The following is a 6,118-nucleotide window of genomic DNA, read 5'->3' on the forward strand; positions in this document are numbered from 1 at the left end:
TCGGCAGCTCCTACAGGGAACGCATTCCAATGTAGGAGCTGCCGAAGGCTGCGATCTTTTTACGGTCTAGCGTTGCAACACCAGAATCCGCGACAACACCTCATCCCGGTCGACATAACAGCCCTGAAAATGCCGCGCCCCGGTGGCGGGATCAAAGGCATTGCGCGCGTGCAGCGTGCGGCGATTATCAAAGCACCACAACTCACCGGGATTGAGCCGCTGCATCAGCCGGAACCGTGGCTCGCGGGTCATCGCAATAAACCGCCGATACGCCCGATACAACAGCGGCATCTGCTCCACCGACGTATCAAACGCCCCGCGTAAAAAGTTCGCCATGCGAATTTCTGCCACGCGCCCCAACGCGTCCAAAGCAATGATCGGCGCCAGGCAGCGATAGTCGCTATGGCGATCCTTGTTGCGAAACTCCACGGGGATCTCACACAACGCCTTGAATGACTCGGGATCCTCCTGGCGCAACGCATCGGCAATCGCAAAGCCGTCGACAACAATACTCTCGCCGCCCTTGGCGTCGTTCACCAGGCAATGCAGAAATTGCAGTCCAGGTTGCAGCTCGCGAGTCGGCAGGTCGGTGTGCAATGGCAGGTTGAATGCGGTGTAGGCATTGCTGTCGGCATCGGCCTTGGATTGCACGTTGAACAGCACGCCGAAGTTGCTTTCGCGGATAAAGGAAATACGTTGCGCGATCAGTTTCAACGAACCGGGTTCGGTGGGCACACCGCGAACCTGCGTCAGGCCGATGTCGCGCACAGCGAGCAACCATTGCAGCAGCGCGGCGTTATCGTTCATCAATGCCGCGTATTCGAACACCGGCAACTGCATATCGCTGCGCCACAGATAGGGCTTGGGTTTGCCGGCCAGACGTTCGGCGCGGGAATCATCGTCGTAGGCGTGAGCGCGCAACCAGCCAGGATCGAAGCGGCTGAGGTGACCGTCCTGCCAGTCGATGCGCAGGCAGCCATCGGTATCGATGCGCGCGGCGGTCGGTTTCAGATCTTCAGCGGCGTCGACAATCTCGAACACCTGTTCACGGGTGACGTTGTAAACGCATTGCTGACACGGGCAGTTGTCCCGCAGCCAGACGTGGTGAAACGGGCTGACGCGGCCGTCAGCCCATTCAATGGCAACGCGATCCGCCAGGGTCTGCACGCCACCGAGCGCGCTGATCAACGGATAAGTACGGAAATCGGCAACAGCGGCAGCGGTGTTCATGGCGGCTCCTAGCGATCGATGGATTTACCTTGCAGGTGGCAGCGCGATGACGCGGCCGATGTAAACGGGAGCGGGCAGGTCTTGTTGCTCGGCGACGATGTTTTGCAGGCGGCTCAAGGTGTCCGCGCTGAACAGTGCCGAACGCGGGCCGGCGAGGTCGACGTGGAGGAGCATTTGTTCGTTGCCGGCCAGTTCCTGATCTTCACCAACCTTGTGCAGGCTGTGATAGAGGTGCAGGCGTTTGCTGTCGTGGCCGATGATCTGCGTGCGCACTTCGACTTCAGTGTCGAGCTTCACTTCGTGCAGATAGTTGAGGTGCAGTTCGAGGGTGAACAGTGAATGGCCGCTGGCTTCGCGGTTGTTGCTGTCCATGCCGAGGCGATCCATCAAGGCGTCGGTGGCATAGCTGAAGATCAGCAGGTAGAAGGCATCGCGCAGATGGCCGTTGTAGTCGACCCAGTCGGGGATGATTGTGGTTTGGTAGGTGGTGAGGGTGGGCATGTTTTCTCCTGACGCGATCGTTCCCACGCTCTGCGTGGGAACGCCTCTTGTGACGCTCTGCGTCACGCTTCTGGGACGCGGAGCGAACCGGGCTGCATTCCCACGCAGAGCGTGGGAACGATCATTAAACGGCCTATTCGCTGAAACTCATCCCGTGCTTTTCCTTGGTGGTCTTCACCGCCTCCAGCACCGCCAGCAGGCAATCATCACGATAGCGTTCCAGCGCCGAAATGCTGTGACGGCCGAGCTGATCACTGGTGCCATCGACCACATCATCAATCAACTTGTCAGTCAGTTCCGGCGCCGGTAGATAGGTCCACGGCAACTGCAACGCCGGGCCGAATTGCGACATGAAGTGGCGCATCCCGGCATCGCCACCGGCCAGCGTATAAGTCAGGAACGTGCCCATGAACGACCAGCGTAATCCAGCGCCAAAACGGATCGCATCGTCGATCTCGCCCGTGGTCGCGACACCGTCGTTGACCAAATGCAGCGCCTCACGCCACAGCGCTTCAAGCAAGCGGTCGGCGATGAACCCCGGTACTTCCTTGCGCACGTGCAACGGACGCATGCCGAGGGATTCGTAGACTTTCATCGCTGCCTGCACGGCTTCCGGCGCAGTGTTTTTGCCTCCGACCACTTCCACCAGCGGCAACAGATAAACCGGGTTGAACGGGTGGCCGACCACGCAGCGTTCCGGATGCGTCGAGCTCTCGTAGAACTCGCTCGGCAAAAGCCCCGAAGTGCTCGAACCAATCAATGCATTCGGCTTGGCTGCTGCGCTGATTTTGCTGTGCAGATCGAGTTTCAGCTCCAGACGTTCGGGGGCGCTTTCCTGAATGAAGTCGGCATCACGCACGCATTCTTCGATGGTCGCGACAAAACGCAGACGATCCTGCGAAGCGCCCGGCGCCAGACCGTTTTTCTCCAGCGCACCCCAGGCGTTGGCGACGCGTTTGCGCAGCGCCGCTTCAGCGCCGGGCGCCGGATCCCAAGCGACCACTTCGAGGCCATGGGCGAGGGCGCGGGCCACCCAGCCACTGCCGATGACACCGCTGCCCAGGGCTGCGAAGGTTTTGATTTCGGTGATGAAGCTCATGGTGACATTCCTGAATAGTTCGGCGATCAACTGTGGGAGCGAGCCTGCTCGCGAAAGCGGTGGCTCTGCTGATGAAGATGCTTCGGATGTACGGGCCTCTTCGCGAGCAGGCTCGCTCCCACAGGGTTTTGATGTGAGTTCGACTAGCCGCGCTGGGTCAGGCCCATTTTCTTGCGGCCCTCAGCCGGGGTCAGCACGCGGGCACCGAGGCGGCTGAGAATCTCGGTGGCGCGCTCGACCAGTTGGCCATTGGTCGCCAACACACCTTTGTCCAGCCACAGGTTGTCTTCCAGCCCGACCCGCACGTTGCCGCCCAGCAGCACCGCTTGCGCGGCCATCGGCATCTGCATCCGGCCAATGCCGAACCCGGCCCACACTGCGTCGGCGGGCAAGTTATCGACCATGGCTTTCATCGTGGTGGTATCCGCCGGCGCACCCCATGGAATGCCCAGGCACAACTGGAACAACGGGTTGTCGAGCAAACCTTCCTTGATCATCTGCTTGGCAAACCACAGATGGCCGGTGTCGAAAATCTCCAGTTCGGCCTTAACGCCCAACTCGGTGATGCGCTTGGCGCCAGCACGCAGTTGCGCTGGAGTGGAGACGTAAATGGTGTCGCCATCGCCGAAGTTCAGCGTGCCGCAATCGAGGGTGCAGATTTCCGGCAGCAGTTCTTCAACGTGGGCCAGACGGGTCAGCGGGCCGACCAGATCGGTGTTCGGGCCGAACTCCATCGGGTTCTCGCCAGCGCCGATCTCCAGGTCGCCGCCCATGCCGGCGGTGAGGTTGACGATGATGTCGACGTCCGCCTCGCGGATGCGCTCCATCACTTCGCGGTACAGCGCTACGTCACGGCTGAATTTGCCGGTTTGCGGATCGCGCACATGGCAGTGCACGACGGTGGCGCCGGCCTTGGCCGCTTCCACGGCGGCTGCTGCGATCTGTTTCGGGGTGACCGGCACGTGCGGGCTCTTGGCGGTCGTGTCGCCAGCACCGGTGAGTGCGCAGGTGATGATGACGTCGTGGTTCATGATGCGGTTTCCTTCAGGCGTGATGGGTCTGTCCGCAGCCCTTTCGGGGCTGCGAAGCGTGATTCATTTGCCTCTCCCATTTGGGAGAGCGGGTGTTTCAATAGAGGGTTATTTACTGGTCAGCTGGAGGTTTTCAGCGGCCGGTTTGCCATCAAACGTGGTCACACCTTCCAGCCAGCGCTGCTTGTCTTCGGGGTGATCCTTGAGCCATTGCTTGGCCGATTCGAAAGCGTCCTTGTGGTCGAGCAGCGGCTGCATCATCCGGCTCTCGTCCTCGGCGGTGAACGTCAGGTTGGTGAGCAGACGACCGATGTTCGGGCACTGCTCGGCGTATTTCGGCGCAGTGACGGTCCACACCGTGGCCATGCCTTCGTTCGGGCCGAGGGCGTCTTCACTGCCAGTCAGATAAGTCATCTGCACGTTGACGTTCATCGGGTGCGGCGCCCAGCCGAAGAACACCACGGCCTCTTTGCGGCGCACGGCGCGGTCGACGGCGGCGAGCATGCCGGCCTCGCTGGACTCGACCAACTGGAATTTGCCGAGGCCGAACTGGTTCTTGGCGATCATTGCCTTGATCTGCGTGTTGGCGCCCGAGCCTGGCTCGATGCCGTAGATCTTTCCGCCCAGCTCCTTCTGGAACTTGGCAATGTCGGCAAAGGTTTTCAGGCCCTTGTCGGCCAGATAAGTCGGCACCGCGAGGGTCGCGCGGGCGTCTTTCAGGCTTGGTGCTTCGAGGACTTTGACCTGATTGGCGTCGACGAACGGGGTGATGGTCTGGGTCATCAGCGGGTTCCAGTAACCGAGGAACAGGTCCAGGCGCTGATCGCGGATCCCGGCGAAGATGATCTGCTGGGACGCACTGGTTTGTTTGGTGTTGTAGCCGAGGCCGTCGAGCAGGACCTGGGTCATGGCACTGGTGGCGATCACGTCGGTCCAGTTGACCACGCCCATGCGCACGTTCTGGCACGAAGCCGGTTCGGCCGCCATGACGCTGGCGCTCAAGAAAGCGGTACCGCTGAGTGCAAGAACACAGCTGCTGATCAGTCGTTTCATGTCGGGTTCCTCGGCAGGTCGTTTATTGTGAGTTCCGGCATCTGTCGTGCCGGTGATGCAAAGTTACGCAGCTATACGCCCATGAAAGCGCACTGCGGCGACTGGCATTTGCACTGTAGCGACCTGCACGCTTGAATGCCGCTGGCAAACGGCGTATCAACGAGCCACGCTACCCGCGAATCGAGTGCGCACATGTCCCAGGATTTCTATTTTTTGCTGATGCCGGGGTTCTCTGCCATTGGCTTTATCTCCGCGATCGAACCGCTGCGCGTGGCCAACCGCTTTCGCGGCGAGTTGTATCGCTGGCATGTGTTGAGTGCCGATGGCGGGGCGGTGCTGGCAAGTAACGGCATGTCGGTTAACGCCGATGCCGGGCTGGAACCGCTGAAAAAAGGCGCGACGTTATTGGTGGTGGCCGGGTTTGAACCGCTGAAATTTGCTACCCCGGCGCTGGAGCATTGGCTGCGCCGACTCGATAACGAAGGTGTCACCCTCGGCGCCATCGACTCCGGCAGCTTTGTGCTGGCCGAGGCCGGGCTGCTCGACGGCTATCGTCTGACCATGCACTGGGAAGCCATCGACGCCTTCAAGGAGTCTTATCCACAGCTCAGCGTGACCCAGGAATTATTCGAGATCGACCGTCGGCGCATCACCTCGGCGGGCGGCACGGCCTCGATCGATTTAATGCTCGATCTGATCGCCCAGGCCCACGGCCCGCAACTGGCGATTCAGGTCAGTGAGCAATTTGTGCTGGGGCGCATTCGTCCGCGTAAAGACCATCAACGCATGGAAGTTGCCACGCGTTACGGCATCAACAACAAGAAACTGGTGCAAGTGATTGGCGAGATGGAGCAGCACAGCGAACCGCCGCTGACCACGCTGCAATTGGCGGAATCGATCAAGGTCACGCGGCGGCAACTGGAACGCTTGTTTCGACTGCACCTGAACGATACGCCGAGCAATTTCTACCTGCGCCTGCGACTGGAAAAGGCCCGGCAACTGCTGCGCCAGACAGACATGAGCGTGCTCGAAGTCAGCATCGCCTGCGGCTTTGAATCGCCGTCGTACTTTACCCGCAGTTACCGCGCAAAATTCGCCCGCTGCCCGCGCGAAGACCGCCGTACCGCCCAGGCCTAAAATCAAAAGATCGCAGCCTTCGGCAGCTCCTACATTGGAATGTATTTCCCTGTAGGAGCTGCCGAAG

General features: G+C 60.5%; 6 protein-coding genes. 1 reads left to right on the forward strand and 5 read right to left on the reverse strand.

The window, feature by feature from the left end; translation table 11 throughout:
- Positions 1-66: 66 nt before the first annotated feature.
- The 5 genes from EJA71_RS23120 to EJA71_RS23140 all read right to left on the reverse strand — a co-directional run bounded on the left by EJA71_RS23120 (position 67) and on the right by EJA71_RS23140 (position 4,914).
- Complete coding sequence (locus EJA71_RS23120) at positions 67-1,230, reverse strand: gamma-butyrobetaine dioxygenase (protein ID WP_158959823.1); 1,164 nt, start codon at positions 1,228-1,230, stop codon at positions 67-69.
- A 24-nt stretch (positions 1,231-1,254) separates the two neighbouring features.
- Entirely contained in the window at positions 1,255-1,731 is a 477-nt protein-coding gene (locus tag EJA71_RS23125) for a thioesterase family protein (RefSeq protein WP_158959824.1), read from the reverse strand.
- Between the two features lie 133 nt (positions 1,732-1,864).
- Entirely contained in the window at positions 1,865-2,830 is a 966-nt protein-coding gene (locus EJA71_RS23130; protein WP_158959825.1) for an L-carnitine dehydrogenase, read from the reverse strand.
- A gap of 143 nt (positions 2,831-2,973) precedes the next feature.
- Complete coding sequence (locus EJA71_RS23135; protein WP_016983621.1) at positions 2,974-3,861, reverse strand: 3-keto-5-aminohexanoate cleavage protein; 888 nt, start codon at positions 3,859-3,861, stop codon at positions 2,974-2,976.
- A gap of 108 nt (positions 3,862-3,969) precedes the next feature.
- Complete coding sequence (locus EJA71_RS23140) at positions 3,970-4,914, reverse strand: choline ABC transporter substrate-binding protein (RefSeq protein ID WP_158959826.1); 945 nt, start codon at positions 4,912-4,914, stop codon at positions 3,970-3,972.
- 192 nt (positions 4,915-5,106) lie between these two features.
- Between EJA71_RS23140 and EJA71_RS23145 the strand changes: the two genes are divergently transcribed.
- Positions 5,107-6,051, forward strand: a complete 945-nt coding sequence (locus EJA71_RS23145; RefSeq protein WP_158959827.1) for a GlxA family transcriptional regulator — start codon at positions 5,107-5,109, stop codon at positions 6,049-6,051.
- The last annotated feature ends 67 nt before the right edge of the window (positions 6,052-6,118 follow it).

It is taken from the genome of Pseudomonas sp. PB106 (assembly GCF_009764645.1).
Classification (GTDB): domain Bacteria; phylum Pseudomonadota; class Gammaproteobacteria; order Pseudomonadales; family Pseudomonadaceae; genus Aquipseudomonas.

Excerpts from the sequence above, each read along its gene's own strand:
- EJA71_RS23120 (WP_158959823.1), bottom strand. The coding sequence starts at position 1,230 with ATGAACACCGCTGCCGCTGTTGCCGATTTCCGTACTTATCCGTTGATC.
- EJA71_RS23125 (WP_158959824.1), bottom strand. The coding sequence starts at position 1,731 with ATGCCCACCCTCACCACCTACCAAACCACAATCATCCCCGACTGGGTC.
- EJA71_RS23130 (WP_158959825.1), bottom strand. The coding sequence starts at position 2,830 with ATGAGCTTCATCACCGAAATCAAAACCTTCGCAGCCCTGGGCAGCGGT.
- EJA71_RS23135 (WP_016983621.1), bottom strand. The coding sequence starts at position 3,861 with ATGAACCACGACGTCATCATCACCTGCGCACTCACCGGTGCTGGCGAC.
- EJA71_RS23140 (WP_158959826.1), bottom strand. The coding sequence starts at position 4,914 with ATGAAACGACTGATCAGCAGCTGTGTTCTTGCACTCAGCGGTACCGCT.
- EJA71_RS23145 (WP_158959827.1), top strand. The coding sequence starts at position 5,107 with ATGTCCCAGGATTTCTATTTTTTGCTGATGCCGGGGTTCTCTGCCATT.